Here is a 25152-nt window from a genome sequence, read left to right on the forward strand (position 1 = left end):
TATTACAATAACCGGTTCTTTTTAGTTACAGGGAATATCTGTTACACTAAAAAACTTGAATGGTGCCGGTATAGGCTGCGGTTTATCAACAAAACCCTGTAGGGCAAAAATCCCGACATACTTTGGCTCAAAATCAAGATCTTTGCTCAATGCTTCTTTGTAGGCAAAATTATTACGGGCACCTGCCGAGTACAACAACCTAAAGTGATTGCCGTTTTTAATGATCTTCAAGGCCGACTGGAGCATGTTTCTGGCTACCAGTTCTGTTTTACCTTTCTCGAAAGCCAGCACCGGCAAATGCACAATTTCCTCGGGTTTGGTAAGGTCGTCGCTGTTGGAGGTAATAGCTTGAATAATAATTTCGTTCGGCTTATGGTATCCTCCAAAGTAATCGTTATAGGCGATAGACATGCGCATACTTTTACTGTTTAAAGTGCTATCCTCTAGCAACAATATCCCGGCTTGCTGCCAGTTTTGCAATGGAACAAAGTTCTCCAAATGTATTTCGGTAACGAAGCAATCTGAGGTCAGCTTACGGATCAAGAGGTTTTTAATGGCGGGCTTATTGGCCGAGTCGGCCCAGTTGTCTCCACGAAGGGTGTAGAGGGTTAGTTGGCCGATCTTTTTGCTACGTTTGGCCCACCAGGTAGTGTCTTTATCTTTAATTATCCAGCCATCTTTGGTCAACACGCTCTCGTTTACCACATGGAAGTTATCTTTATAAAAAACCGCAGACGCTTTGTGGAATGTATGGATCATCAAAAGCATACCAACGGCAACAAAGATGATAATGCCGCTTATAATAAGCAGGTTTTTTATGGGGAAGGGTCTCTTCTGCCTCACTTTTTCTGACGGTATTGCGAACCCTCCCTTGTATTGAAACCAAAAAGGGAAGTGCCCCTCCTGGTCTTTTCGGCGGATTTCGTTCGTGTAGGGAGCATTCAACACGTACCTCGCCAGCGTATCAAGCGTTGCAACAGAGGGATTCTCCGTTCGTGTCAAACCATCACTCACCACATGTATCGAATAGTTTTTCAAGCTTTTGGCACCAATAACTAAACCTGTGGCTTCTAATATCTGGTTACCTAAATGTTTGCTTTCTGTTTCGGATAGGGGGGCTGTAAGTGGGTAGCCAAAGCATTTTTGGCAAGCCTCTTTAAATAAACGGATAAAAGCAACATCATTAAGGTCTTTCATTATAGGTGTGTTTATTAACAGAAAGCGTATTCCGGCATATTTACGATACAATTCTATAGATTTCCTGTACAATTCCGAAGCACCAGAAATGTACAGGGCACATTTGCAGGGTAAATCAACACCCTAAAATATGAAATTTATAACCTTAATTTTTCTGTCCTTGTTTTGCGTTAATGCCTTTTCTCAAACCTTACAATTACATTATGATTTGAGGCATACAATTGACCCAAAACGGAACCCTAAGAACTTTCCGACTTTGTACTTCGAATATTTTAAAACCCTAGATACTGGTCGCGCATTTATCAAACCCGGCTCATTTCTGCTTAAGACCCAGGCAGATTTTACCGGCGATAAAGACAATATAGGCAAATATTATATGCAGGTGTCGCAGGAGTTCCGTTTTTGGCGACCCAAGGTATTTTTAGATCTGCAGTACAGCGGCGGCTTGGGCATTACTACACCGAAGCAGTATAGCTATTATATCGTCAATACTTATTCGGCGGGGATAAGCTATCCATTTAAAATAGGGCAAAGCTATTTGAGCGCGATCTTGTTCTATAAATATGTGCCTTACCCTAAGCCTAGTAACGACTTCTTATACACCATGTATTTTTACCGTGGGCTGTTTAATTACAAGGCCGAATTTGCAGGAGATTTTTCTATCTGGACAGAAAACCGTAATCACGGCGATGACGCAACGGCGGGGTTGTCGGGCAAGCGTTTCTACTTTTTTGCCGAGCCGCAGGTATGGTATAATTTGAGCAAACGTTGGGCAGTAGGATCGAAGGTGAACATGTTTTATCATGTAAATACCACAGACGATGTGTTTGAGATTTATCCAACAGCTGCCTTAAGATGTAAGCTATGATAGCTTAACAATGAGCATCGCCTTTGTGGGTAAACGAGTCGTGGACCATTTGTTTGAGAACATCTACATTAACGTCAGCCAAGCCTTTAATGTTGATGCACCCTTTGCCAGATTTGTATTTGCCAAATTTAGCCAACAATTGTTCCCTGCTGCTGAAAGAAGAACCCAGATATAACGCAATAGAACTTGCACGGGGCGAAAACGCAATTAACGGGGCATCACCCTCGCGGCCACTTTCGTATTTGTAATGATAGGTGCCGAATCCTATAATAGATGGTCCCCACATTTTAGGTGGCAGGCCGGTTTGTTGTTCCATTAACTCAGCGATGGCAAAGCTATCTGCGCGTTTGGTTTCATCGGCTACGGCATTAATGAAATCGGTAACACTGCTTTCGTTTTCGGTAGTTTTATTTTTTGCCATAGTTAAATTTAACAAAAAAACCTGTCTGAAAATCAAACAGGTTTTTCTTATTAGTAGAGACACAAGATATTGTGTCTCTACTAATAAATTTATTTCTTGCCTACGTGTTTCAGGATGTCGTTACCGAAAACAAATACCATTAAGGTAACGAGTATAACAAATCCGACGATCTGCGCACGCTCCAGGAATTTATCGCTCAGCGGCTTGCCTTTGATCATTTCAATAATCAGGAACAAGGCATGGCCACCGTCAAGGGCCGGGATTGGCAATAAATTCATTAAGGCTAGAGCCATTGAAAGCAGGCCTACCAGGCTCCAGAAACGGGTCCAGTCGATATGGCTGCCAAACATAGTTGCTATGCCCACAGGGCCTGTAAATGCTTTGTTTGCTTTAACCTCGCCTTTAAATACCTTACCTAAACCTTTGGCATTATCAGCAAAGGTACCCCATGCTTTTGATGCTCCCACAGGTAAGGCACCCATAAAGCCAAATTTGATGTTTTTTGTTGTTGGCTCATCCTGTGTCAAACGTACGCCCCAACTGCCATCAGGGAAGCCCAAAGAGCCTTCTTTGTTAACGGAAGAGGTTAGGGTAAGCGTATCGTTATGGCGCTTAACCAATAGCTTAACCTGCTTGTTTTTGTACTCTTTAACTTGCGTGGTCAACTCATCCTGAAAGGTAATTGGCACGCCGTTAACCGCTTTAATACTATCGCCTTTTAATATACCCGCCTTCGCCGCATAGCTGCTGGCAACCACCGAGTCTATAGCAAACTTGGTACGTGGACGAACAAACTCGGCAATGCCATAGTCGGCTACATCATTTAAAATGTTGCCCGGCACGGTAATTTGAAGAATCTGGTCGTTACGGTTTACGGTAAGTTGGGTATTACCCATCAAAACCTTTGAGCTGATCAGCTCGTCGAAACGCACAATGGGCTTACCGTTTACAGCAGTGATCTTGTCGCCTGCTTTCAGGCCAATCTCTTTACCAACAACACCCGGTACAATACCGTATTTCACACTATCATTAGGGATGTAGGTTTCGCCATATTTCAACGTAAGCATCCAGAAAATCAGCACACCTAAAACAATGTTAACGGTTACACCGCCAAGCATTACGATAAGACGCTGCCAAGCCGGTTTCGAGCGGAATTCCCAAGGCTGTGGTGGACCTGCTAACTGATCGGTATCCATAGACTCATCTATCATGCCGGCAATTTTAACGTAACCGCCTAAAGGCAACCAGCCGATGCCATACTCAACGCCTTTATAATTAAATTTGAATAGACTAATATTCCAGGCATCAAAAAACAGGTAGAACTTCTCTACCTTAATGCCAAATGCGCGTGCAGCCACAAAGTGCCCAAGCTCATGTAAAATTACCAAAATTGAAAGGCCCAGTATAAGCTGGCCTACCATAATCACTATACTCATTCGTTATTTTATATCAAGATATGTTAATGCCTTAGGCATTTGATTCACTAATTGTTGCGCTAAGATGCGTGTTTCTTTGTCAGTATTCAAATAATCGTCCAAAACAGGGGTTTCTACGTAAGCGATGCGTTCCATGCAGGTTTCAATCACATCGCTCATGGCTAAAAAGCCCAGTTCATTGTTTAGAAATCCGGCAACGGCTACCTCATTAGCAGCATTGATAATGCAAGGCGCGTTACCACCTTTATCTAACGCATTATAAGCTAACTGTAGATTACGGAATGTTTTGGTATCCGGTTTTTCGAAGGTAAGGTTAGAATATGCTGCAAAGTCGAACCGTTTGAACTGGTTAGCTATGCGGTTAGGGTAGGTAAGTGCGTATTGTATAGGTAGTTTCATATCAGGCAAACCCATTTGTGCCTTGATAGAACCATCCTGAAACTGTACCATAGAATGTATAATAGACTGTGGGTGAATAACCACATCTATCTGATCCAATTGCAGATCGAATAACCATTTTGCCTCTATTACTTCCAAACCTTTGTTCATTAACGAAGCAGAGTCGATAGTTATTTTAGCACCCATCACCCAATTTGGATGTTTTAATGCTTCAGCGCGGGTAACATCGGTCAAAAAATCGGCAGTCTTACCTCTGAAAGGCCCGCCTGAAGCCGTAATGATAATCTTTTCTATCGGGTTTTGCTCCTCGCCAGCCAGGCATTGAAATATGGCTGAGTGCTCGGAATCTACAGGAAGCAATTTAACGTTGTGTTCTTTAGCCAGGGCCGTGATCAATTCACCAGCTACTACCAAAGTTTCTTTGTTAGCCAGGGCAATATCTTTGCCTGCCTTAATGGCGTTAATTGTAGGTTCCAAGCCAGCGAAGCCCACCATGGCGGTCAGCACAATATCTATTTGGCCATCGGTTACAATGCTTTTCACACTGTCGTGCCCGGCAAGCACCTTGGTGTCGGTGTTGGCAAGCGCCTCTTTTACCTGGGGGTATTTATCGGTATTGCAGATAACGGCATAGGCCGGTTTAAATTTGAGGCATTGTGCAATAAGCAGTTCGGCGTTGTTTTGCGCGGTTAAAACATGTGCCTTAAACAACTGCTCATTTCCCTCTATCACTTCCAGCGTCTGCGTACCGATACTGCCGGTAGAGCCTAATATGGCTATGTATTTCAGACGATTATTTATTTCAGACATGTTCTAAAGCCGGAACTCTTGTTAACTAATTCGAAAAAACTAAGGACAGGCCTTAAATGTTAAAGTTATTAATTTAATATAAATTCTGTTAGCTCGTCGGCAATCTTTCTGTCGTTTGCCAGCCTCGGAACTTTGTTTTGCCCACCAAGTTTGCCTTGCGAACGCATATAATCAACAAACGAATTCTTTTTTAACACTTTGACGATTAAAGGCTGCAAAATGTTACCCTCAATAAGGTCGGCGTAATAAATATTTTTTTGTTGAAGAACCTTGTCCACCTTTTGGGCGAAAGCCTGAAGGTCGGCAGGTGCTTTCCCAAATTCTATAAACCACTCATGGTAAGGCAGTTGTCCGGCTGTTGGGTTTACTTGTGGGGCAACTGTAAATTCAGTTACGTCCAGTCCCTCTTCGGTAGCAATTTTCATCAGGGCGTGTTCCACTTCTTCGCCGATAACGTGTTCGCCAAATGCAGAAATGTAATGCTTGATGCGACCGGTTACCAGAATTTTATATGGATTCTTCGATACAAATTTAATGGTATCGCCAAGGCTGTAGCCCCATAAACCTGCACTGGTGTTTAATATCAGCGCATAGTTTTTATCAAGCTCAATATCCTCGAGGCTAAGTCGGGTAGGGTTGTCGTTAAAGAACTCCTCTGCAGGCACAAACTCGTAAAACATACCCGCATCAACCATCAGCAGCAAACTCTTATCCTTCTGTGAATCCTGAAAGGCAATAAAGCCTTCAGATGCAGGGTAGGTTTCGATGGTATCTATCGCGAAGCCAATGCTTTCTTCAATTCGGGCGCGGTAAGGTTCGTAGTTTACACCGCCGTACACAAACAGTTTGAAATTAGGGAAAATGTCTTTGATCTTTTTGCCTCCGGATTTTGCCGAAAGCCTGTCGAAATACATCTGGCACCAAGGCGGTATACCCGAAATAAGGCGCATATCCTGATCGATGGTTTCATCAACAATGGCATCTACCTTTTCTTCCCAGTCTTCAATGCAGTTGGTCTGGTAGCTAGGCATACGATTGCTTTGCAGGTAAGAGGGCACATGGTGCGCCACAATACCCGATAAGCGACCCACCGGTATCCCGGCAATCTCGTGCATTTCGGGGCTGCCTTGCAAAAATATCATTTTACCATCTAGCGCCTTTGTATTGCCTGTTTCGTAAGCGTAATTGAGCAAGGCGTTACGGGCAGCAGTAATATGCTCGGGCATGCTTTGCTTAGAGATTGGGATATATTTTACACCAGATGTAGTACCCGATGTTTTAGCGAGGTATGCCGGTCGTCCGGGCCAAAGCACGTCGTCTTCGCCGCGCATAATGCGGTCTATGTATGGGCGCAGGTCTTCGTAATCGCGTATCGGTACACGTTTTTTAAAATCTTCATAACTATGAATATCGGCAAACCCATGATCGACACCAAAAATAGTAGTGGTCGCTTCGTTAATTAAATATTGAAAGGTCTTATGCTGCAGGCCGACGCCGTTTTTACGCATGTGCTCAATATTCTTCTGCACAATACCTGCATACAGCTTGCCAACAAATGCTTTAAACCCCATAGTTAAATAGTTTCGGTAACATCGTCGTCTACATCGAGGTGGCTGTAGATCAGTTTACGGTATGCTACAATGAGTATGATATTTACAAAAGGATAAGTGATAATAATAGCCAAGGTTGCCGCCGGGAAGAATTGTGCTATTTGTACAGGAATGGCAATAAAGAGCAAGATGATTAGCATTAGGCCTACAATTTTCCAAAGATTATTGTCGCTTAATCTGAAACTGGAGTTTAATGATTCGATCGGCCCGCAATCTTCATCAACAATAAAGCTGATGTAAAACATCCAACGGAAAGCCAGGTATAAACCAACCAGCAAACCAATAGTGCGGCCAACGTAAACCCCGATCGGATAGTCTGCAAAGCAGTAATCCAAGACTTTTAAATAAGTGATAAGTACAACAGCCAGCAAAAATATCACGATGATATAGTTGAAAACCATACGAATGGTAGGGATGATTTGCTTGAACTCAAATTCGTAGAATTCGCTATCAATCAAAGTGAATATCAATTTATATAATCCCAAAGTGGTGTAGCCCTGCACAATAAGAACCACTACAGAGAGTAATGATTGTGCCCAGAAGCTATCAACCGCAGCAATAACAAATTCGCCCAGAAAACCCATTACAGACAATATCAGGAAAATGATAGCCGAATAAACAACGATAGTGACAAAGTTGCTCTTCAGGATACCCCATGACGTTTTTATAGTTTCTGCAATAGAGAAAGGATGATACATATCCGGTTATGACTGTTTAAAAATTACGCGCTTCCAAAAATCCTGTATAAATCCCAGCCCGTAAGCGGTTAATTGTATAAAGGCAGCTATTACGCTCAAAAATGCAACTTTTGCCGATTTGTTTTTAGCCCAGGCATGAAAAAATATTAACAAAGTTAACACAAGCAAAAAAATATTGCATAGTTGTGCAATAGGCCACGCTAAAATGTTAGCAAATAAGCTAAATATCAGGAATATGGTAAATGCTGATGGGAAGAAATGAACCAGCTTTAAACTGCCCGGAAAGAACTTGTAGATATTGATACGCGCCCTCCCGAAAAAGTGTAACTGTTTGTAAAACTGGTAGAAACTGGTGCGGCGCTTATGATAAACCTTAGCATCTGGTATCAGACCTATCTTAAAACCCATTGAATGGATGCGGATGCTGAACTCAATATCTTCGCCTAAACGGGTAATAATAAAGCCGCCTGCTTTTTCCCAAACCTGGCGAGAGATACCCATGTTAAAGCTACGTGGGTGAAACTGACCTCCAATAGCTTGCTTATTGCCTCTGATACCACCGGTAGTGAATGGCGATGTCATAGAATAGCTAATGGCTTTTTGGATAGGAGTGAATGACGGATGTGCATCATCGGGGCCACCGTAAGCATCCAGCCAGTTTGTTTGCAGGCTGTTATTAACAATCTCCAGATAATCGGACGGAATAAGGCAATCCGAATCGAAGATGATAAAATAATCACCTTCGGCGCGCTCAAATGCATAGTTACGGGCAAAGCCCTGGCCTGCATTTGGTTTTACAAAGTACCGTACGTTCAGTTGATTTTTAAAGCTATCAACAATGGAGGCTGCATCTTTAACAGAACCATCCTCAATCACCAGTACTTCAAAGTCTTTATAGGTTTGCAATACAAGCGTTTCCAGCAGTTCTTTAATTTCCTGCGGGCGATTGTAGAGCGGTATGATGATAGAAAACTTCAATGTGTTAATTTGTCGATTTGTTAATTTGTTGATGGAATAATTGACGCATGAAATAATTGACAAATTGCCGAATTATCAAATTGACAAATTAATTAAACTGTTTCTTCGATCTGGTAGTTGTTGCGGTCGTTAGAACTGCGGGCAACCAGTTCTGATACAAAGCCTGTTAAAAACAGTTGCGAACCCAGTATAATGGCTACCAACGCAATGTAGAACAGGGGATTTTCGGTTGCGTCGCGGTACTTTTCATTATGGGCAATATGGTACAACTTTTCGGCAATAATCCAAATGGTGATTATCAAACCGGTAAAGAAACTCAACACGCCCATAGACCCAAAAAAGTGCATTGGTCGTTTGCCAAACTTGCCTACAAAGAAGATAGAAAGCAGATCGAGAAAACCGTTGACAAAGCGGCTCATGCCGAATTTGGTTTTACCGTATTTTCGGGCGCGATGCTCAACTACCTGTTCACCAATTTTGGTAAAGCCTGCCCATTTGGCCAGCACAGGAATATAGCGGTGCATTTCGCCATAAACTTCTATGTTTTTTACCACCGCTTTGCGGTAGGCTTTCAAACCACAATTAAAATCGTGCAGGTTATCAATACCCGACATGCTGCGTGTTGCTGCGTTAAAAAGCTTAGTAGGGATGGTTTTGCTAAGTGGATCATATCTCTTAGCTTTCCATCCCGAAATCAGGTCGAAATTTTCTTCCGTAATACGGCGATATAATTCGGGGATCTCGTCGGGGCTATCCTGTAAATCGGCATCCATGGTAATAATCACATCGCCTTTGGCTGCTTCAAAGCCTGTATTTAACGCTGCCGACTTGCCATAATTTCGCCTGAATTTGATGCCTTTAATGGCAGGATTGGCTTTATTAAGTTCGCAAATGGTTTCCCACGATCCGTCCTTGCTGCCATCATCCACCAATAATACTTCGTAGCTAAAATTGTTTTCGGCCATTACGCGGCTTATCCACGCGGTTAGCTCGGGTAACGATTCAACCTCGTTAAATAAAGGTACTACTACAGATATATCCATTTAATATTGAATGGGCCATAGGTTTATTGAAACCATAACCGCTTGCAAAAATATAAAAAAGGTTGGTTGTTTTTCATTCGGGCATTAGCTGATAGTGCATAGTTGATGGTTCATAGTTCATAGCATGCTAAAGCGAGTTCTAATTGACAAATTACCAAATCGCCAAATTAGAATAATGCTGTCAAAACACCGCCAGCGGAAATCTCAAAATAAGGCCTCAATTTAGCAGTGTTCATTTGGAGGTAATTAAAGTACAGATGGATGTGCCGATAATTCGGTTGGTAATTGCGAAAGGAATTTATGATTTGATAGTCAATAGTCATTAGCCAATAACATGCAGTCTATGCGACTGCCGGTTTTGAACAACGCTGTTTGAGCCTTAAACCAACGGGTGTCCATACCCAATTATTTACTATTAAAAATTTTTAAACGATGCTTAAGTATGGATGCTTAGGCATTAAAAAGCAAGAGCGAAATCTTGATTCCTGATTCTTGTCTCTTGATTCTAAACTTTATAGAACTCCCTAAACCATTTTACAAATTCATTTATCCCAGCCTGAATATCAGTTTTAGGGTGATAATTAAAATGCTGTTCCAGGTCGCTCATGTCGGCATCGGTAGAGAGTACGTCGCCGGGTTGCATCGGGAGCATATTTTTGATGGCCTTTTTACCCACTGCATTTTCAATAGCCTCAATAAAGCTAAGTAACTTAACCGGAGATGAGTTGCCGATATTATAAAGCTGATAGGGTGCACTTGAGGTAGCAGGGTCGGGGTGCTTATTGTCCCATGCAGAATTTGGAGTTGCCGGTTTATTAATTACGCGGATCACGCCTTCAACAATATCGTCTATATAGGTAAAGTCGCGCTGCATTTCGCCGTTGTTGTATACGTTGATTGGTTTGCCTTTTATAATAGCGTCGGCAAAACTAAAGTAGGCCATGTCGGGGCGCCCCCATGGTCCATACACGGTAAAGAAACGCAGACCTGTGGTTGGCAAATTATAGAGATGGCTATAGCTATGCGCCATCATTTCATTACTTTTTTTGCTTGCCGCATATAAACTCACCGGATGATCTGCACCCGAATGTACTGAGAAAGGTGTATTAGCATTTAACCCGTAAACGCTGGAGCTGCTGGCATAAACCAAGTGCTTAACGTCCGATTGGCGGCAGCCTTCCAGAATACTTAAGAAGCCAGAAAGGTTACTCAAAGCATAATCATAAGGATTGGTGATAGAGTATCGCACCCCGGCCTGCGCAGCCAAGTGGCATACTACATCAAACTTATAGATCTCAAACAGCTCGTGAACTTTATGTTTATCGGCAATATCCAGCTTAACAAAACTATAGTTGGGGTATGTAGAACTTTGGATTGGGGCAGTACTGGTAAGCTGTTTAATATCGATGCCCGAGGCAGTTAAACGGCCATATTTTAAGGCGATGTCGTAATAGTCGTTAATGTTATCAACGCCTACAACTTCGTGCCCCTGAGCGGCCAGTTTTTGTGCTACGTAAAAGCCAATAAAGCCCGCAGTACCTGTAACTAATATTTTCATATATGATAGGCAAAGGTAATGTTATTTCGGATTTCGTTTGGCCAGCTGGCGGATTGATTTCTGATTTGCTTTGCTTGATGAAGGTAACGAGAAGGTGGCTTGGTTTATTGTTTTTATTTCACAGTGAAATGGAAACAATAAATCTACAAATGTGTCATTGCGAGGAGGTACGACGAAGCAACCTCGTCGCATACAGATCGTAAGGACATCATGTAACGTTATACCAGATCCAAACTACTGTTTAAACCAGTTTCAAAACCTTACTAGTACGCTCTCTTGTAGCATTTGCCAGTTCAACGTTTTTAGATAACGATTCACCATAAGACGGGATCATTTCTTTGAGCTTGGCTTGCCACTCGGTAGTTTTAACCTGGTTTTTGAAACAACGTTCTATCAGTTGGATCATGATAGGCACTGAGGTTGATGCACCGGGAGAGGCACCTAACAAAGCTGCTATGCTGCCATCGGCTGCGGTCACTACCTCGGTACCAAATTCCAAAACACCCCCACGACGGGGATCTTTTTTAATTACCTGTACACGCTGACCTGCATATTCCAATTTCCAGTCTTCACTTTTTACGTTAGGGTAATAATCTCTAAGGGCAGCAACACGATCGTCCTGCGATTGCATTACCTGGCTAATAAGGTAACGGGTTAGTGGAATATTATCGATACCTGCTGATAACAGCGGGCGGATGTTATTTAATTTGATCGACTTGAAAAGATCAAGCAACGAACCTTTTTTAAGGAAACGGGTTGAGAAACCAGCGTAAGGGCCAAATAAAAGCGCCTTCGTGCCGTTGATCATCCGGGTATCCAAATGCGGTACAGACATTGGCGGCGAACCAACTGATGCCTTGCCATAAACTTTAGCCTGATGGCGTTTGATAATGTTTTGATCAGTACAAACCAGCCATTGCCCGCTTACCGGGAACCCGCCGAAGCCTTTGCTTTCCGGTATGCCCGATTTTTGAAGTAGTGGCAATGCGCCACCACCCGCGCCAACAAATACAAATTTGGTGGTTATTTTACGGCTGCCTCCGTTTTGTAAGTCTTTAACTTTAACAACCCAATTGCTGCCTTTGCGTTTAATATCTGTAACATCGTGGCGCAAGTGCATATTAACACCAGTTTGTTGTTTTAGATAATTGAAAAGGCTGCTGGTTAACGAGCCGAAGTTTACATCGGTACCCAGATCCATTTTAGTGGCCGAAACCTTTTCGTTTGGATCGCGGCCTTCCATAACCAATGGTATCCACTGTTTCAGCAGCTCGGTATCTTCGCTGTATTCCATCCCACCGAAAAGGTGGTTTTTGATCAGCGCTTCGTGTCTTTTTTTTAGGTATTCAACATTTTCTTCTCCCCAAACAAAACTCATGTGCGCTACAGGACTGATAAAGCTTTCGGCAGACTCTATGAGGTTCTTCTCTATCAAATACGACCAAAACTCTTTTGATACCTCGAACTGATCGGCAATTTTTATGGCCTTTGAGATATCAACAGTCCCGTCTTGAAGCTGAGGTGTATAATTTAGTTCGCAAAAAGCAGAGTGTCCCGTGCCCGCATTATTCATCGCATCAGAACTTTCGGCCGCAATAACGTCCAATCGTTCAAAAATCTCGATGGTGAGGTCGGGTTGCAGGGTTTTTAGCATGGCGCCAAGTGTAGCGCTCATAATGCCTGCACCAATTAATACTATATCAGCTTCTTGTTTTATGGATGTTTGGTTACTCATTTTAAATTTGAACGTTGCAAATGTACATTCAATCGGTTTGCATAATTAATAAAATATTTGCAGAGCTGATTACATTGATTGCATTTTTACAATAATGTTGCTTAATTTTTTTTTAAACAGAGGTTTAATACCCAAAACCGTTTTAGTCGGACAATGTTTCATCCAGGCGGCTTAATGAACGTAAATTAGCTGTTAATCTGACGTTTCTGGAAGTAGAAAACTTTATAATATTGTCATTGGGAACCTCTGATACTAACACAATTTGCAGGCCTGTATGTATAATCATAAACCAATAAATGATGAAGAACACACCTTACATATTAACCCTCATGCTGGCTATAATATTTGTTTCGGCCTGTAAAGACAAACCTAAGCCCATCTCCAAAAATATCACCAAAACAACAGTTGTTGTAAATAATAAAAAAGACAGCGTGATCAACAACCCGCAGAAGAACTACGGTAACGCAACCATATCAAATCCATGTACTAAGTTGTTGCTTCAGAATGTACAATCAACCAGCAGCTACAAACAAATAATAGCAGGCAAACCGGCATCGGGTATTTCTTACACCGTAAATTGGGTAGCTGCAACAGAACCTAAAATACGTACCAACGGCGGTAAAATAACCAACGGTATAGAGGTAATCGTAAACGAAACGAAGGATAAAACGAAAAGTAAGATCGGCTCCTACATTTATAACAACGAGGATGCAAAGCTTTACTATATTAATACAGGAAACCAATACGACCTAGTGACCGATGTTGATAGTACGGGATTAAAGCAAATCCGTAACGGCTGTTATTGGGGCGTTGCATCGCATAAATAAATACATATTAGGCGATATGGGCGGTATAGTTTAACTTCATGCCCAATAAAGTATTAGTTTGACGAACCACGATTTTGATGCCGTAGTAGTTGGCTCGGGGCCAAACGGATTGGCGGCTGCAATTACTATGCAGCGAGCTGGTCTGTCTGTATTATTGATAGAAGGTAGAGAAACCATTGGTGGAGGACTTCGCACTGCCGAGCTCACTTTGCCCGGGTTTAAACATGATGTGTGTTCTGCAATTCATCCCCTGGCAGTTAGTTCTGCATTTTTTAGGAGTTTACCGCTAGAAAAGTATGGACTGGAATATATTTATTCGCCTTATGCAGCCGCGCACCCGCTTGATGACGGTACGGCCGGAGTGCTCCATACTTCATTAGCTGAAACTGCTGCCGGTTTTGGCATCGATAAGCAGGCTTATCTGAACTTAATCCAGCCATTATTAAAATCCTGGCCCGATATTTTGCCGGATATTTTAGCGCCGTTACAATTTCCGGAGAACCCCGTTAAACTTGCCGGTTTTGGTTTGAAGGCATTTCAATCTGCGGAGCGCATAGCCAAACGATATTTTAAAACCGAACAGGCCAAAGCGATGTGGGCCGGAATGGCAGCGCATGGTATGATGCCCCTCGATAAACCGGTTACAGCTGCTATAGCATTAGTTTTGTTGTTAGCCGGGCACGATAAAGGTTGGCCCATGCCCAAAGGTGGTTCGCAACAAATTGCCGAATCGCTGGCTGCTCATTTTGTGGCCTTGGGCGGAAGGATTGAAACGGGTATGATGGTTAATTCATTGAAGCAATTGCCGCATACTAAGGCAATTTTGTTTGATGTTGGACCGCGGCAATTATTGCAGATTGCAGGCCATAACCTATCGGCTATTTATAAATGGCAGCTTAAGCGATATAAATATGGCATGGGCGTTTTTAAGGTAGACTGGGCATTGGCTGAACCAATCCCCTTTACAGCCGAAGCCTGCCATAAGGCAGCGACCGTACATATTGGTGGTACATATGCCGAGGTAGCAGCAAGTGAACAATCGGCTGCAGCGGGCAAAGTAACCGATAAACCATTTGTATTATTGGCCCAACATAGTTTGTTTGATAATACCCGCGCCCCACAAGGGAAGTATACAGCCTGGGGTTACTGCCATGTGCCAAATAGCTCGCAGGTTGATATGACGAATGCTATCGAAAAGCAAATTGAAAGATTTGCCCATGGTTTCCGCGAGCGGATACTGGCAAAGCACGTGATGGACTCCAAACAAATGGAAAGCTATAACCCTAACTACATTGGCGGCGATATCAATGGAGGTGTGCAAAACATAGCGCAGCTATTCACCCGGCCTGCGTTAAGATGGTCGCCATATCGCACCTCGGCTAAAGGTCTTTATATCTGCTCGGCGTCAACGCCTCCGGGAGGGGGAGTGCATGGCATGTGCGGTTACCAAGCTGCCCGGCGGGCATTGAAAGATGTATTCAATCACCATATTTAGGGCCTTTTAGTCCCTTTTTGGGCCTGGCGCATTTTCTCTTCTGCCTTTTTTATTTCATCCTTTTCGCTCATCGGCAGGTCGGTTTCAATTTTGGTTTTGCCTTTATCGGCAGTCTTCCCTTTGTTTAACTCGGTTTTCATGGGGGCTATAATTTAGTTACTTATTTAACCATCTGCGCGGTTTATTTGTTTAATAAAAAGCTACCATCTCTCTCTTGATACTATTTGTTTTTATTAAAAATATGTTAGCTTTATCGCTATATCAACCTCCTGTATCAACATGTTAAACCTGGTTTACAAGCCCGTAATGTGGGTGTTTCTGTCTTGCGTAATGCTTTTTTCGGCGTCTGGCACATCGGCTCAAAGTACTAAACCCAAGTTTAAAGTAATTGCTTTTTATACTGCGAAGAGTGATCAGGCGCATATAAGTTTTGTACATGAAGCTAATAAGTGGTTTCCGAAAATGGCCGAAAAATATCATTTTGCTTATGACTCTACCAACAACTGGAACAACCTTAATGCCGAATACCTTTCGCACTACCAGGCCGTTATATTTTTAGATACCCGCCCCGAAGATCCTGCTCAGCGCGAAGCCTTTCAAAAATATATGGACAATGGTGGTGGTTGGATAGGCTTCCATTTTTCCGCCTTTGCCTTAACCCCCTCAGATTATCCTCAAAATTGGGATTGGTATCATAACATATTCTTAGGTTCAGGCCAATATGGTAGTAACACATGGCGTCCCACATCGGCCATTCTTCGTGTAGAAGATCCCACACATCCGGTTACAAAAAATATACAGCATACCTTTAAGACAGCGCCGAATGAATGGTACCGTTGGGAAAAGGATCTGCGTAAAAACCCGGATATCGATATCTTGCTGGCTATTGATTCTGCTAGTTTTCCTTTAGGCACTGGTCCTAAACAGAGCGAGATTTGGCATAGCGGATATTATCCGGTGGTTTGGACCAACAAAAACTATAAAATGGTGTACTTTAATATGGGCCATAACGATATTGATTATGAGCACCATAATAACAACGACCTTTCGCACACCTTTGATAACGCCGAGGAGGGCAAATTAATTTTGGATGCCCTCACGTGGGTGAGCACCGGTAAAAAGGTTAAATAATAAAGTACATTGTTATGCCGACAGATACAGAACAGAAGATCAGAGCTATTATTACCGGTGCCACCGGCATGGTGGGCGAGGGCGTATTGCACGAATGCTTGCAGCATTCGCAGGTAGAAGCTGTGTTGATTATTAATCGCAAGCCTTTGGGTGTAACGCATCCGAAATTAAAAGAGATTATTCATCAAGACTTCTTTGATCTGTCACCTATAAAAGATCAGTTGGTTGGTTACAACGCTTGCTACTTCTGCCTGGGGGTAACTTCTGTGGGTAAAAAAGAACCCGAATATTATAAGCAGACCTACATGTTAACCATGCATGTGGCAGAAGCCTTAATCGAAACCTCACCCGATATGACATTCTGTTACGTATCCGGCGCAGGTACAGATGGCACCGAGAAGGGGAGTTCGATGTGGGCAAGAGTAAAAGGCAAAACAGAAAATGATTTAATGAAATTACCTTTTAAGCAGGTGTTCGCTTTTCGTCCGGGATTTATCAAGCCTACGCCGGGCCTAAAAAATGCGCACGCTTTTTATAAATATATCAACTGGTTATACCCAGTTGGCCGGGCGCTTTTCCCTAACGGTTTTTGCACCTTGAAAGAACTTGGACTAGCCATGATCAATGTTACCAGCAAAGGTTTCGGTAAAACAATTATCGATTCAAAGGACATTCATCAATTGGAAAGGTCTTGACATGCGCGATAATTGTAACATTATTATGCTTGGCATAAAATAATTAGTCCTAAGCCGAGCTTTATACGTATAATATCCCAATGGCAGCAGACCCCTACCGAAAACAGCAAGCTACTCACAGGTTATTAGGCCTGGACATTAACCGAGAAAATGAACTCAGGGAGCTGGCTTGCATGGCGACATCACTCTTTTCGGTAGAATTTGCCTCGATTGTGCTCGAAGACTCTGAGGTGCTTTACGCCAACAAGACTCTTTCAAAAAAAGCAGAGGAGCATATTAAGTCTTCGCGGTTGCTTACCTATCTGGCTCGTAGAAAAAGAATGCTTGTAATTAGTGATATAGCAGAAAATCAGCGCTTTGCTAACGATGCTGTTAAAGTTAATAAGCAAGTGTTTTCTTTTTATTTAACAATTCCGTTTTTTACACACGATGGTTATCATGCTGGTAACCTTATATTAATGGGGCATCAGCCAAAGAAAATTGGAGCGCAGCAGCAACACTTACTGAAAATACTTATCAAACGCATTTTGCAACTTATAGAGTTGGATAATAGTTTGCGTGTTGTTAAAGAGCAGTATACTGCTGCCCGGGAAACAGAGATTAAACTAATGTCGTTTTTCGAAAGTTCGGCTTCGTGTCATTTGCTTATTGGTAAGGAGTTGGAGGTAATCGTATTTAATAAAAATATGGCCGAGCTACTCCAGAGCCATCATAACGTCGTTTTATATCCTGGCATTAATGTAGATAAAATTTTAAAGGGGCCATATCTCGAAGATTTTCTGATAGATTACGAAAAAGCGCTAAGCGGAACGGTGGTAAAATACGAACGTGAGGTAGTTTACAACCAGGATACCATTTGGTGGCAGGTAACCTTTGAACCCTGTTATAGCCGGGAAGGCGAAATTGTAGGTATTTCATATAACGCAACAGACATTACCGAGCGCAAGCATCACGAGCAAAAGATTGTAAACCAGAATCAGCATTTCAGAACGATAGCGCATATCCAATCGCACGAATTACGCAGGCCGGTAGCATCTATTATGGGGCTTATGTACCTCTTTAAAGAGGATGGTTATAAAGCAAACCCCGAAGAGTTAATGCTAATGGAGAGGGCTGTAAATGAGCTTGATTGCAAAATTCGCGAGATCGTAAAAATTTCTACCATAGCCGAATAATAACACAAAACCAAATTACCGGATGATGGTAACCGGGCCAGACAATATCGGCTTATCATTTTTAGGGTCGATGATGTAGTAATAAGTACCTACAGGCAAAGGCGAATTATTAAAGGTACCATCCCATGCCTGGCTGTAATTAACAGAGTGAAAAACTAATGCCCCATATCGGTTATAAACGTTAACCGTACACCCCGGAAAGAATTGTAGCAAAGGGATGTTCCAAAGGTCATTACGGCCATCATTGTTGGGAGTAAAAGCGTTAGGTATAATAATATCATTAATCACAGTTACTGTTATACTAGTTTGAGCAACACATCCTCCATCAGTTGTTGCCAACACTGTATAGGTGGTAGTGACATAAGGCGTTGCAACAGGCGTTGGGCTGCTGATATCGTCAAGACCCGTTGCCGGACTCCATAAGTAACTAACTACGTTGCCCGTTACATTGGGCCTCAACGTTATACTTTTAGTAAGGTTTACAGATACATTGTTATTGCTGAAACTTACTGTTGGCAAAGGATTTACAGTAACTGTTATCAGGTTGCTTTGAATTGGCGTTGTACAAGCAGTGCTGGCTGTAAGCATGCATGTTACGATGTCGCCATTATTAAAAACATCTGTATAGGTAGAACTATTACTTCCTTTACCAATGCTATTAACCAACCACTGATAAGTTGGATTGTCGCCTGTATTATCAGCGGATGCCGTGAAAATAACTGGGTCGCCAGTGCAAACCGGGTTTGGAACGGCTGAAATACTAATTGCTGGTTTGGGAACTAACGTTACTTTTAAAATTTGAGGAATGGCATCAATCCCGTCGTGTGCGTAAATAATTGTTGTGCCTGCGCCTACAATATGAATGTTGCCATCAATAATGGTGGCGACATTGGTTTGGCTGCTTGTATAAATAATGGGGTTTACACTGGTTGCGCCCGGATCGAAATCAGCGTCGCAGGTAGTTTTGGGTGGTAATGGATTAAAAACAAGCGCCGTATTTACGATCACTGTTATTCTGACTATTGCACTGCTGCTGCCAAAAGCATTATAAGCCGTTATGGTATAATTGGTGGAGGCGGATGTCGCCGTTGGCGTCCCGCTAATAATGCCAGTGTTTGTATCGAAAAATAATCCCGGGGCCAGAGGCTTGTCGATTGTGTAACCCGTTGTCGACATTTTGCGGATCGTATGATTACCCGCGTCGGCTATGTAACCATTTCCGTTGGCGTCCATCGCAATGGCAGGAGGGGAATTAAAGCTAGCAGCTGCACCGATTGCATCGGCACTGCCGGGAGTGGTTTGTCCCGCAAAAGTGCTTACTGTACCGTCTGTGGCTATTTTTCTGACAAGGTTATCCTGTGGACTAATAACAAACAGATTGCCTGCGCCATCGGTCGAAATCCCGGTCGGTGAATTGAAGGTAGCGGTTGTTAAGTTACCATCAGCACTTCCTAAGGCACCGTTGCCAGCGTAGGTGCTTATAAGGCCTGCAGAAGTTATTTTTTTAATCGCATTTTCGCTTGGTATAGTTACAAACAGATCGCCGGCTTTATTGATCGTAATCCCTCCAATAGAATTTAATCCTCCCGAAATTCCCACAAAAGTACTTACCTCGCCCGTTGGTGTTATTTTCCTGATAATATTGGTGCCGCCGTTATTATTGTCAGTTACATAAATATTATCATTGGCATCAATAGTCATCTCTGATGGGTGATTAAAGGTTGCTCCTGTGCCGAGTCCATCTGTCGATCCTGCAGTCCGATTACCCGCAAAAATGCTGATTACGCCATTAGGGGCTATTTTTCTGATAACATTATTGTTTTCGTCTGCCACAAAGACATTGCCGGCACCATCTACAGCCATGCCGCGTGGGTTGTCAAAATTATTAGGGTCTTGCATTACTCCGGCAGTTACAGGTACACCCTGCGCAATAGTAGTTACATTTCCCGTGGGGGAGATCTTTCGGATGCTCTTGATAGGAGGATCATTTACGTAAACATTGCCAAGCCGGTCTGTCGTAATTTCGATGGGCTGGGTAAATTCCGACACGCCTAGCGGCCCTCCGCTCGAACCTGCTACGCCCGTTTTGCCGGCAAAGCGCGTAACCAAACCATAAGTATTAGGAGGCACCGCGCCCCCGGTATTTGTTGGCGAAAGTGGAGGTATGCCGGTATTAATTACATAAACTTTTGGGGTTTGATAGGCAATGTTGGGTGCCTGTGCCAGTGAACTACCCGCACAAATCAATAAAAAGCAAAAACAAAATAGCTTAACAAAGATTTTGTTAACCACGTGCTGAATAATTTTAAAGGAAAATTGGTTTATAACAAGTTAGCAAATAATAATTATTACTAAATTTAAAAAACCTATTACTACTTATGAGAAAAAATCTGCTTGTAAAGCCGGGTATCCTGCTGGCTTTATTCTTAATGGCGAAGCCCTGCGCTTCCGTAGCCCAAACAACTAACAACTGGCAAAATTTATTTGACGGAAAAACACTTAAAGGTTGGAAACGCGTAGCCGGAACAGCCACCTACAAAGTACAAAATGGCGAAATTGTAGGTACTAGTGTAGCCAATTCGGGCAATACGTTTTTGGTTACCGAAAAGGAGTACGGAGATTTTATAATGGAACTGGATGCCAAAGTAGAAAGCCCCACCAGTAACTCTGGAATCCAAACCCGAAGCCATTTTAATACGCCTGGACATACCAACCGGGTATACGGCCGCCAGGTGGAAATTGACCCTTCGGAGCGTGCCTGGTCGGGAGGGATTTATGATGAAGGCCGCCGGGAGTGGCTTTACCCACTCGATTTACATCCCGAAGCTAAAACTGCTTTTAAAATTGGCGAATACAATCACATCCGCATCGAATGTATCGGCAACGAGATGAAAACCTGGGTTAACAATATTCCGGTTGCGTATGTGGTTGATACTGTTGATTATAAAGGCTTCATCGGCCTGCAGGTGCACGCTGTTACTAAACCTGAAGAAGCCGGCAAAAATGTATATTTCAAGAACATCAAAATACAAACCACCAACCTTAAGCCATCAGCTTTCCCCGAAGGGATTTACGTGGTTGATTATGTGCCAAATCATTTGAGCAGTTATGAAGAAAAATCGGGCTGGAAGCTCTTGTTCGACGGTAAGACATCTGATGGGTGGGTGAGCGGCAAAGGCACTACGTTTCCCTCAAAAGGCTGGACGCTTACCGATGGCGCAATGACCGTACTCTCATCCGAAGGAAAAGAATCACAGAACGGAGGGGATATTGTAACAACTAAAGAGTATGGTGCATTTGACATTTCTTTCGAATTTAAATTGACACCCGGGGCAAATAGCGGCCTCAAATATTTTGTAACCCTTGCCGAGAAAACCGATGGCTCCAACATCGGTCTCGAATACCAGGTACTGGACGACGAACTACATCCCGATGCTAAACTGGGCCGTAATGGCGACCGCACGCTGGCGTCGTTATATGATCTATTCCCAGCCCAAAAACAAAAACGGTTTATCCGCCCAATAGGTGCATGGAACAATGGACGTATTGTAGTACATCCTGATAACCGCGTAGAGCATTACCTTAATGGCGTTAAAGTATTGGAGTACGTGCGCGGCTCTCAGGAGTTTCTGGATGCGGTTAAGATTAGCAAGTATGTGGTATGGCCAAACTTCGGCATGGCGCCCAAAGGGCATTTGTTGTTGCAAGATCATGGCAACCAGGTGTCCTTCCGCAGCATAAAAATTAAAGAACTGTAATTTATACAGTAAACTTTGTACATTTAAATGCCGCGGCTAACCACCGCGGCTTATAATAAACCAATTATCTACTTTATGGAAAATTCCCGGCGTAAGTTTATTAAACAAACTGCTATGCTTGGCGGTGGCGTTCTGGCTTCAAAAGTGAGCTGGTCGGCGCAGAGCTATAAGCGCATTATTGGAGCGAATGATAGGGTACGAATCGGTGTTGTCGGTTTTTCGGATCGGCACAAAAACTCGCATTTGCCCAGCTTCATGAATCACTATAAGGAGCTAAATTTCGATGTGGTGGCAGTATCCGATATCTGGAACCGCCGTCGCGACGAAGGCGTAGCTACATGGAAAGAGAAAATGGGTCACGATATTGTAGCCTGCCGTAACAACGACGAGCTCTATAATAAGAAACTGGTTGATGCGGTGTTTATCAGCACAGCCGACTTTCAACATGCAACACACACCATTGAGGCCGTTAAAGCTGGTTGCGATGCCTACGTAGAGAAACCCTTTGCAGAAACAATGGAAGACAATCGTGCGGCTCTGAAAGCGGTTAAGGCTACTAACCGAATTGTGCAGATCGGTTCACAGCGCAGGAGCGGGGCTAATTACATGGCGGCCGATGAGTTTATCAAATCGGGCAAATTTGGGCCAATAACTATGGTTGAGCTTACCTGGAACGTAAACCAGCCCGGTCGCTGGCGCAGGCCCGAGCTGGTTGCACTGTTAAAAGAGCAGGATACCGATTGGAAACGCTTTTTGGTTAATCGTCCGTACGAAGCATTTGACCCAAGGAAATATTTAGAATACCGTTTATTCTGGCCGTATTCTTCGGGCTTGCCCGGGCAATGGATGAGCCACCAGATAGATACTGTACACTGGTTTAGCGGTTTAAAACATCCACGAAGTGTAGTAGCCAACGGCGGCATTTACAAGTGGAAAGATGGACGTAAAAACTGGGACACCATAACAGCCGTGTTTGATTACGGTCCGCTGGACGATCTATCGACCGGTTTCCAGGTAACGTTCGCCTCACGTATGCACAATGGCGACGAAAATCCGGCTGAGATCTACTACAGTAACGGTGGTGAACTGAACTTAAACACCAACAAAGTTTCGCCACGAGGTGGGCTTACCGAAAAAATGGCCGCTGACATGAATATGAAACCCAATCTATTACCGGAAATGGATTTGGCTAATACAGGCAAGGTTGCCGTTGCTGCCAATACAGGTGGCGATATATTGACTTCGAATCATGTACGTAACTGGATGGAATGTGTACGCAGCCGGCAGCAACCTCATGCCCCAGTAGATGTAGGTTACGCGCACTCTATAGCCAACATTATGACCACAGCAGCCTCGCATACAGGCGGTAAAGCCACGTTTGATGAGCAAACACAGGAAGTAATGGTGAACGGGAAAGTATTTAAGACGTGAGGTATTGGATTTGAGATGTGAGACAGAATCCGCCTCTTGAGCGTAGTCGCTCCATTAAAAATATTTGAAGCGTGAAATGCCTCAACTGGCGTTGGTATTTAATTTTTAGCCGATGAAGTTTCGATTGTTAATTTGCTTTTTCTCTATGCCTGTTGCCCTGTTTGCCCAGCGAAAGGAGCAGGTGAAAATTGTTATGCAACCCGGTAACAGGGTAGACATTTCTATAGGAAGCAAACCATTTACCAGTTTCCTATACCCGGACACATTGGAGAAACCCGTGCTTTATCCTTTGCGCGCCGCCGATGGAGAGGTAGTTACTCGTGGCTTTCCGCTTGATCCGAAACCGGGCGAGCCTACTGATCACCCACATCACATCGGTACCTGGTTTAATTTTGAGAACCTTAACGGATTGGATTTTTGGAATAACTCGTACGCCATACCTGCTGATAAAAAGCATTTGTATGGGTGGATTAAAACGGATAAGATTTTAGAAACTTCCAGCGGAGGTTTGGGCAAACTGGGCTATCATGCAAACTGGGTAAACCAACAGAATGAAATCCAGTTAGAAGAAACTACTCATTTTGAGTTTAGTGGAACAGCTAACCGCCGAATCATAGACAGGGTGACCACCCTGAAAGCCGCCAAAGAATGTCTGTTTACCGATGCTAAAGACGGTATGCTGGGGCTACGGCTTGCACATGAGCTACAAATTCCGGCCACCGAAGACCAAAAGTTTACTGATAATAAAGGCAACGTAACCGTGGTAAAAGCCGGCGACGACCATATTGCCAACGGCAATTACCTCACCAGCGAAGGCAAACAAGGCAATGATGCCTGGAGTACACGAGGTGTATGGTGCAAAGTTTACGGCAAAATGGGGGCTGATTCGGTGAGTATTGCTATTATAGATCATCCTAAAAATCCGAACTATCCTACCTTCTGGCATGCGAGGGGGTATGGGTTGTTTGCTGCAAATCCACTGGGAGAAAAGGTTTTTACCAATGGTAAATCCGCTAAGAGTCTTCATTTAAACAAGGGAGAGTCGGTAACCTTTAGATATAGGATTGTTATTGAAGATGGGAAAGCAACTACTTCAGTAAAGGAACTGAATGCGCTAGCGACAGAGTTTGCAAAATGATTGTCAGATTAAATAATAATCCTTTTATTTAAAATACCAATTGGTATATTTGTGTTATGGAAAATCAGTTATCAAAGGCAGAACGTACCCGGCAGTTTATTATCGAAACTACATCGGGTATCTTCAATACCAAAGGATATGCTGGTACTTCCATGTCGGATATAACCGAGGCCACGGGCTTAACCAAAGGCAGTATTTACGGCAATTTTGAGAATAAGGAAGAAGTTGCCTTGTGTGTATTTGACTATAACCACGGCAAGGTCTCGGAAGCCATTAAGCAACGTATGGATAAGGTGAAAACCTACCATGATAAATTGATGGTTTATGCCCAGGTGTATGATCAATATATGCGTGGCGTGTTTCCTAAAGGAGGATGCCCCATATTGAATACTGCTATTGAAGCCGATGATACCAACGGCCTGTTAAAAGCGCGTGCTGCCAAAGCAGTACTCGGCTGGAAGAAGAAAATTGAAGACCTGATACAAGCCGGGGTAGAAGCCGGAGAGTTTAAAGCAGGTTTGGATCATAATCAAATAGCCTTATCAATAGTTGCATTGATTGAGGGCGGCATCATGATTGCGAAAACTACCGATAGTCAGGCTAACCTGGATACTGTTCTGAAGACAGTAGAGGTGCTGATAAGCCAGATGAAAGTTTAAAAAATTTGACATAAAATATACCAATTGGTATATTTTATGTATTAATATTGCATCGTCAATCACGAACGAAAAATAGTAAACGCAGAAATT

22 protein-coding genes are annotated in these 25152 nt (G+C 43.1%); 10 read left to right on the top strand and 12 right to left on the bottom strand.

Features of this window, described 5'->3' with window-relative positions:
• Positions 1-21: 21 nt before the first annotated feature.
• Positions 22-1197 carry a hypothetical protein gene (locus tag GSY63_RS12050; protein ID WP_166586051.1) on the bottom strand — a complete coding sequence of 392 codons (1176 nt, stop codon included), beginning with the start codon at positions 1195-1197 and terminating at the stop codon, positions 22-24.
• Positions 1198-1327: 130 nt separating this feature from the next.
• Here GSY63_RS12050 and GSY63_RS12055 point away from each other — a divergent pair, with 130 nt between their 5' ends.
• Entirely contained in the window at positions 1328-2065 is a 738-nt protein-coding gene (locus tag GSY63_RS12055; RefSeq protein ID WP_262887358.1) for a DUF5020 family protein, read from the top strand.
• Between the two features lie 4 nt (positions 2066-2069).
• Here GSY63_RS12055 and GSY63_RS12060 read toward each other — a convergent pair whose 3' ends face one another.
• From GSY63_RS12060 to GSY63_RS12100, 9 genes are all read right to left on the bottom strand, one after another.
• On the bottom strand, positions 2070-2486 hold the full coding sequence (locus tag GSY63_RS12060) for a DUF1801 domain-containing protein (protein WP_166586053.1): 417 nt from the start codon (positions 2484-2486) through the stop codon (positions 2070-2072).
• An 89-nt stretch (positions 2487-2575) separates the two neighbouring features.
• Positions 2576-3922 carry an RIP metalloprotease RseP gene (rseP, locus tag GSY63_RS12065; protein ID WP_166586054.1) on the bottom strand — a complete coding sequence of 449 codons (1347 nt, stop codon included), beginning with the start codon at positions 3920-3922 and terminating at the stop codon, positions 2576-2578.
• Between the two features lie 3 nt (positions 3923-3925).
• Positions 3926-5131: a 1-deoxy-D-xylulose-5-phosphate reductoisomerase gene (locus GSY63_RS12070; RefSeq protein ID WP_166586055.1), complete on the bottom strand. Its 1206-nt coding sequence runs from the start codon at positions 5129-5131 to the stop codon at positions 3926-3928.
• 68 nt (positions 5132-5199) lie between these two features.
• The gene (locus GSY63_RS12075) at positions 5200-6702 is read right to left on the bottom strand and encodes a GH3 auxin-responsive promoter family protein (protein ID WP_166586056.1); all 1503 of its coding nucleotides are present in this window, start codon (positions 6700-6702) and stop codon (positions 5200-5202) included.
• Positions 6703-6704: 2 nt separating this feature from the next.
• Positions 6705-7439, bottom strand: a complete 735-nt coding sequence (locus GSY63_RS12080) for a hypothetical protein (protein WP_166586057.1) — start codon at positions 7437-7439, stop codon at positions 6705-6707.
• A 6-nt stretch (positions 7440-7445) separates the two neighbouring features.
• Positions 7446-8417, bottom strand: a complete 972-nt coding sequence (locus GSY63_RS12085; protein ID WP_166586058.1) for a glycosyltransferase — start codon at positions 8415-8417, stop codon at positions 7446-7448.
• A 92-nt stretch (positions 8418-8509) separates the two neighbouring features.
• Positions 8510-9460 (bottom strand): glycosyltransferase family 2 protein, encoded by a 951-nt coding sequence (locus GSY63_RS12090; RefSeq protein WP_166586059.1) that lies wholly within the window; start codon positions 9458-9460, stop codon positions 8510-8512.
• Between the two features lie 505 nt (positions 9461-9965).
• A complete protein-coding gene (locus GSY63_RS12095; protein ID WP_166586060.1) occupies positions 9966-11018 on the bottom strand; it encodes an NAD-dependent epimerase in 1053 nt (350 codons plus the stop codon).
• Between the two features lie 241 nt (positions 11019-11259).
• Positions 11260-12753, bottom strand: a complete 1494-nt coding sequence (locus GSY63_RS12100; RefSeq protein ID WP_166586061.1) for a malate:quinone oxidoreductase — start codon at positions 12751-12753, stop codon at positions 11260-11262.
• A 296-nt stretch (positions 12754-13049) separates the two neighbouring features.
• On the opposite strand from GSY63_RS12100, the gene GSY63_RS12105 reads away from it, so the two are divergent.
• The gene (locus tag GSY63_RS12105; protein WP_166586062.1) at positions 13050-13580 is read left to right on the top strand and encodes a hypothetical protein; all 531 of its coding nucleotides are present in this window, start codon (positions 13050-13052) and stop codon (positions 13578-13580) included.
• A gap of 58 nt (positions 13581-13638) precedes the next feature.
• Positions 13639-15075 (top strand): phytoene desaturase family protein, encoded by a 1437-nt coding sequence (locus tag GSY63_RS12110; protein ID WP_166586063.1) that lies wholly within the window; start codon positions 13639-13641, stop codon positions 15073-15075.
• Here GSY63_RS12110 and GSY63_RS12115 read toward each other — a convergent pair.
• The gene (locus GSY63_RS12115; RefSeq protein WP_166586064.1) at positions 15072-15215 is read right to left on the bottom strand and encodes a hypothetical protein; all 144 of its coding nucleotides are present in this window, start codon (positions 15213-15215) and stop codon (positions 15072-15074) included. The genes GSY63_RS12110 and GSY63_RS12115 overlap by 4 nt on opposite strands.
• Before the next feature lie 139 nt (positions 15216-15354).
• Here GSY63_RS12115 and GSY63_RS12120 point away from each other — a divergent pair, with 139 nt between their 5' ends.
• From GSY63_RS12120 to GSY63_RS12130, 3 genes are all read left to right on the top strand, one after another.
• Entirely contained in the window at positions 15355-16206 is an 852-nt protein-coding gene (locus GSY63_RS12120) for a ThuA domain-containing protein (RefSeq protein WP_166586065.1), read from the top strand.
• 14 nt (positions 16207-16220) lie between these two features.
• Entirely contained in the window at positions 16221-16901 is a 681-nt protein-coding gene (locus tag GSY63_RS12125) for an NAD-dependent epimerase/dehydratase family protein (RefSeq protein WP_166586066.1), read from the top strand.
• 80 nt (positions 16902-16981) lie between these two features.
• Positions 16982-18076: a PAS domain-containing protein gene (locus GSY63_RS12130; RefSeq protein WP_166586067.1), complete on the top strand. Its 1095-nt coding sequence runs from the start codon at positions 16982-16984 to the stop codon at positions 18074-18076.
• A gap of 15 nt (positions 18077-18091) precedes the next feature.
• Here the strand turns inward: GSY63_RS12130 and GSY63_RS25070 are convergent, their stop codons facing one another.
• Positions 18092-20368 carry a T9SS type B sorting domain-containing protein gene (locus GSY63_RS25070; protein WP_166586068.1) on the bottom strand — a complete coding sequence of 759 codons (2277 nt, stop codon included), beginning with the start codon at positions 20366-20368 and terminating at the stop codon, positions 18092-18094.
• 86 nt (positions 20369-20454) lie between these two features.
• Here GSY63_RS25070 and GSY63_RS12140 point away from each other — a divergent pair, with 86 nt between their 5' ends.
• The 4 genes from GSY63_RS12140 to GSY63_RS12155 all read left to right on the top strand — a co-directional run bounded on the left by GSY63_RS12140 (position 20455) and on the right by GSY63_RS12155 (position 25062).
• Positions 20455-21834 (top strand): 3-keto-disaccharide hydrolase, encoded by a 1380-nt coding sequence (locus tag GSY63_RS12140; RefSeq protein ID WP_166586069.1) that lies wholly within the window; start codon positions 20455-20457, stop codon positions 21832-21834.
• Between the two features lie 75 nt (positions 21835-21909).
• Positions 21910-23265 (top strand): Gfo/Idh/MocA family protein, encoded by a 1356-nt coding sequence (locus GSY63_RS12145; RefSeq protein WP_166586070.1) that lies wholly within the window; start codon positions 21910-21912, stop codon positions 23263-23265.
• A gap of 112 nt (positions 23266-23377) precedes the next feature.
• Positions 23378-24403: a DUF6807 domain-containing protein gene (locus GSY63_RS12150; RefSeq protein WP_166586071.1), complete on the top strand. Its 1026-nt coding sequence runs from the start codon at positions 23378-23380 to the stop codon at positions 24401-24403.
• A 56-nt stretch (positions 24404-24459) separates the two neighbouring features.
• A complete protein-coding gene (locus tag GSY63_RS12155) occupies positions 24460-25062 on the top strand; it encodes a TetR/AcrR family transcriptional regulator (RefSeq protein WP_166586072.1) in 603 nt (200 codons plus the stop codon).
• Positions 25063-25152: the final 90 nt, after the last annotated feature.

Origin of the sequence: Mucilaginibacter agri (genome assembly GCF_009928685.1) — a bacterium.
Classification (GTDB): domain Bacteria; phylum Bacteroidota; class Bacteroidia; order Sphingobacteriales; family Sphingobacteriaceae; genus Mucilaginibacter; species Mucilaginibacter agri.

What these genes read in the sequence shown, in the direction of transcription:
- GSY63_RS12050 (WP_166586051.1), bottom strand. Translation starts at nt 1,197, where the DNA reads ATGAAAGACCTTAATGATGTTGCTTTTATCCGTTTATTTAAAGAGGCT.
- GSY63_RS12055 (WP_262887358.1), top strand. Translation starts at nt 1,328, where the DNA reads ATGAAATTTATAACCTTAATTTTTCTGTCCTTGTTTTGCGTTAATGCC.
- GSY63_RS12060 (WP_166586053.1), bottom strand. Translation starts at nt 2,486, where the DNA reads ATGGCAAAAAATAAAACTACCGAAAACGAAAGCAGTGTTACCGATTTC.
- rseP (WP_166586054.1), bottom strand. Translation starts at nt 3,922, where the DNA reads ATGAGTATAGTGATTATGGTAGGCCAGCTTATACTGGGCCTTTCAATT.
- GSY63_RS12070 (WP_166586055.1), bottom strand. Translation starts at nt 5,131, where the DNA reads ATGTCTGAAATAAATAATCGTCTGAAATACATAGCCATATTAGGCTCT.
- GSY63_RS12075 (WP_166586056.1), bottom strand. Translation starts at nt 6,702, where the DNA reads ATGGGGTTTAAAGCATTTGTTGGCAAGCTGTATGCAGGTATTGTGCAG.
- GSY63_RS12080 (WP_166586057.1), bottom strand. Translation starts at nt 7,439, where the DNA reads ATGTATCATCCTTTCTCTATTGCAGAAACTATAAAAACGTCATGGGGT.
- GSY63_RS12090 (WP_166586059.1), bottom strand. Translation starts at nt 9,460, where the DNA reads ATGGATATATCTGTAGTAGTACCTTTATTTAACGAGGTTGAATCGTTA.
- GSY63_RS12095 (WP_166586060.1), bottom strand. Translation starts at nt 11,018, where the DNA reads ATGAAAATATTAGTTACAGGTACTGCGGGCTTTATTGGCTTTTACGTA.
- GSY63_RS12100 (WP_166586061.1), bottom strand. Translation starts at nt 12,753, where the DNA reads ATGAGTAACCAAACATCCATAAAACAAGAAGCTGATATAGTATTAATT.
- GSY63_RS12105 (WP_166586062.1), top strand. Translation starts at nt 13,050, where the DNA reads ATGATGAAGAACACACCTTACATATTAACCCTCATGCTGGCTATAATA.
- GSY63_RS12115 (WP_166586064.1), bottom strand. Translation starts at nt 15,215, where the DNA reads ATGAAAACCGAGTTAAACAAAGGGAAGACTGCCGATAAAGGCAAAACC.
- GSY63_RS12120 (WP_166586065.1), top strand. Translation starts at nt 15,355, where the DNA reads ATGTTAAACCTGGTTTACAAGCCCGTAATGTGGGTGTTTCTGTCTTGC.
- GSY63_RS12125 (WP_166586066.1), top strand. Translation starts at nt 16,221, where the DNA reads ATGCCGACAGATACAGAACAGAAGATCAGAGCTATTATTACCGGTGCC.
- GSY63_RS12130 (WP_166586067.1), top strand. Translation starts at nt 16,982, where the DNA reads ATGGCAGCAGACCCCTACCGAAAACAGCAAGCTACTCACAGGTTATTA.
- GSY63_RS12140 (WP_166586069.1), top strand. Translation starts at nt 20,455, where the DNA reads ATGAGAAAAAATCTGCTTGTAAAGCCGGGTATCCTGCTGGCTTTATTC.
- GSY63_RS12145 (WP_166586070.1), top strand. Translation starts at nt 21,910, where the DNA reads ATGGAAAATTCCCGGCGTAAGTTTATTAAACAAACTGCTATGCTTGGC.
- GSY63_RS12150 (WP_166586071.1), top strand. Translation starts at nt 23,378, where the DNA reads ATGAAGTTTCGATTGTTAATTTGCTTTTTCTCTATGCCTGTTGCCCTG.
- GSY63_RS12155 (WP_166586072.1), top strand. Translation starts at nt 24,460, where the DNA reads ATGGAAAATCAGTTATCAAAGGCAGAACGTACCCGGCAGTTTATTATC.